A 3,308-nucleotide genomic window follows, 5' to 3' on the forward strand; every position below is an offset into this window, starting at 1 on the left:
AGAGATCGAATGACAGGGCGACTGCTCGACGCCATCGCCAACCCTTACACGCATATCATCGGCCATCCAACAACGCGATTGATCGGCAGCCGCGAGCCGGTGGAGTTCGACTTCGAGCGCGTGGTTGAAGCGGCCGCGCCGGTATGGACCTTGGCACCCTTGGGTTCAGATCTGCTACCAGCCAAAGAACGCCCTGCGGCGCCTGTGCCGGTGAGTGTGGATATCTCCGGCCTTAGCCTGCGTGCGGCTGAAGGGAATCTGGTCGATGTGACTGAAGTGCATGAAGAAATCCATGCGCAAGTCATTGCTCCGGATTTGGGGCTGGCTGCCGTCGGTGCCGACCTGATCAGCGCCGATGAAAAGCTGGAGTTACCCCTGGTCGAAATTGAATTGGAAGACTGGGATATTGCTGAAGCGGGTAGCGATTTGCTGAGTGACGATGAGCGCCCGATTGTACTGCCTGCGATAGTAGAGGTAGGTGATTATGGTCTAGCGCCAGCGGGCAGTGATCTCGGCCAGTTAAAGCCCAATGTAAAGCCCGTTACACCTGATATCAGCGGTTTGCGGTTGGCCGATTCGGGCGGCTAGCGGATCTAAACCAAAAACACCCGTCGCTAAAGCGCGCACTTGAGGATCGGGTGCGCGCTTTTTTTGCGCCGCGCCCAGGTTTTTGGCTTCGTTTCTGTCGAGTTTCTTTAGATCAAGTGGTACCAGTTCTTGTATTACAAATAATATTATTGATACAAGTATGACAGTGGTGCAATAATGTTACTTATAGTATCAGTAACTTTTAGTAACCATTGGGTAAGGATTGAGAGAATGAGACACTGTACGCGCTTAATGAAACGCAGCCCCTTTTTTTTGGCGATCAGTTTAAGTGGTTGGTCTGTGGCGCAAACCCCACCTGCGGCTGCCACCGATGATGTTGAAGAAATTGTGATTGTGGGCAAGTACTTAAATAGCCTGCAATCCGCGATGAGCGTGAAGAAAAATTCATCGAGCATCGTTGAAGCCATAGCAGCGGAAGATATCGGCCAACTGCCGGACGTTTCTATCAGCGACTCCCTGAAACGCCTGCCAGGCCTCGCGCAAGATCGCGACCGCGGTAACGGTAGCCAGATCGCGATTCGCGGCATGGGCGGTATGCTTGGCTTTACTACGCTGAATGGTCGCGAAGTAGCGATTCTGGAAGAGACACGCAACATTCGTTACGACCAGTTCCCCTCCGAGCTGATCAATGGCGCGCAAGTTTATAAAACACCACAAGCCAGCATTCAGGAAGGTGGTGTTTCCGGCACCATCAATCTCGATACCATCAAACCGCTCGATCATAACAAGCGCGAATTTGTAGTGGATTTGCGCGCATCCAGTTTTGATCTTGCGAAGGATATTGATAGTGCTGCCAACGACGGTATTGGCCAGCGCATCAGTGTTTCTTATATCGACCAATTCCTTGATGACACCTTGGGCGTTGCGCTCGGCTATTCAGGTCGCTCCGAGCCGATTGCTACCAAGCGCACCGAGCTGTGGAATTATGGTGATACCTACCACAATGAAATCTGGAGCAATGAGTTGGGTTCGGCAGTTGCTGCGCCCTGGGGTGGTTCATCGCTGGTGGCGGGTGGTGAAGACAAGCGTCAGGGCGTAGTAGCCGCGCTCAGCTGGGAGCCAAATGATTACCTTAGCGTTAACTATGATGGTTTCTGGTCTGCCTTTGATATCAACGAAAACTATCAGGGCTTTGATTACGGGATCAAAGAGTGGGGCACCGGGCTGGTTATCGACAAGCTGACGCCATCGGCATTCGACAATATCGATGGCACTCCAGCTGGCAAAAATGACTTGCTCGGCGGAACCGTTGAGCTGTCATCGCTGCGCAACCTTAACGAAGTGTACGACCAGGATGACGAGCTGATGAGCCACGGCATCAACCTGGAGTGGCAAGAAGGTGCTTGGACCAGCGCGCTGGATCTGGCTACCTCGGAAACCACGCGCGACAAGCGCTGGGCGAGTGTTCGCACTGAAAACACCAACCCGGGTTGGGCCAAATTTGGCACTACCAGCGATGGTCGCATGACCGTGGATCTGTTGACTGCCGACCTGACTGACCCCGCGCAGAACCGTTTGGGTACGGTGCGTATCGAGCCTGCTTCTGAAGGTGGCGATGAGATCAATTCAGCCAAGGTGGATTTTAAATATGACACCTTTGGCGATTTCCTACAGGACGTGAAGTTCGGCGCCGCTTTCTCCAGCCGTGAAAAGCATGAATACAACCAAAAGTGGGATCAAACCCCGCTCAATGGCAACACCTCGCTGACTGCTGACTATATTGTCGGTGCGCAAGAAGCTTACTTTGATGGCTTACCTGAGTACTTGGTATTGGATCGCGATGCAGTGATTAACGATTACTACGGCGGCCTAAAAAACCCATCGCCGTTGGATGCGGATGATCTCGTTGCCAGTTGGAATGTGAGTGAAGACATCAGCTCGCAATATCTACAGTTGGATTTTGCAACCCAGATTTTTGGCAAATCCGTTGCGGGTAACATTGGCGTGCGCAATGTCGATACCGAAACTGTAGCTCAAGGGTATGAGCAGGGTGAGACAGGCACTGTCACCCGCATTAGCACACCGCATGACTACAACGACGTGCTGCCCAGCACCAACTGGACACTCAGCCTGACGGAAGATCAATTAATTCGTATCGGTGCGGCCAAAACCATGGCGCGTGCGCCGGTCAACATGATGAGCCCAAGCCTGAATCTGAACGAAGATTTGTACGGTGCTAACCCGGGGCAATCCACCTCTGGTAACCCGACGCTCGATCCTTTCCGTGCTGATCAGGCCGATATCGCTTACGAGTGGTATTACAGCGATAACTCCCAAGTTGCCGTCAATCTGTTCTACAAAGATTTGGAAAGTTACATCACCCGCTCAGCGGAAGCAGAAGTGATTACCCGTAACGGCAAGGAATACACCGTATCCCGCCCAATCAATGGCAGTGGTGGCTACATTCGCGGTTACGAATTACTTTGGCAGCAGGCGTTTGATTTCTTGCCGAGCCCGTTCAATGGCTTGGGGATTTACACCAACTATTCGCACAATGAATCCAATGTTGAGCAAGCGGTTCCTCTGCACAGCAGCTTCAAGGCACCGCTTACCGGTCTCTCTGAAGATGTGGCCAACTTTACGCTCTGGTATTACCTGAATGGTTTTGAGGCGCGTACCTCATACAGCTATCGCAGCGAATTCCAGCGCGATTGGTGGCGTCAATCCTCAAATTCGGGTCAGCGGCCTAACAGGCTGAA

At 52.5% G+C, this 3,308-nt stretch carries 1 protein-coding gene and 1 pseudogene; both read left to right on the forward strand.

Annotated features, from left to right (window positions below; translation table 11 throughout):
* Positions 1-588: pseudogene (locus ACWA6V_RS19555) on the forward strand (hypothetical protein); the annotation flags it as partial.
* A gap of 231 nt (positions 589-819) precedes the next feature.
* The coding region (locus ACWA6V_RS19560; RefSeq protein ID WP_449524064.1) for a TonB-dependent receptor at positions 820-3,308 on the forward strand (2,489 nt) is incomplete at its 3' end.

It is taken from the genome of Cellvibrio sp. (assembly GCF_053579595.1).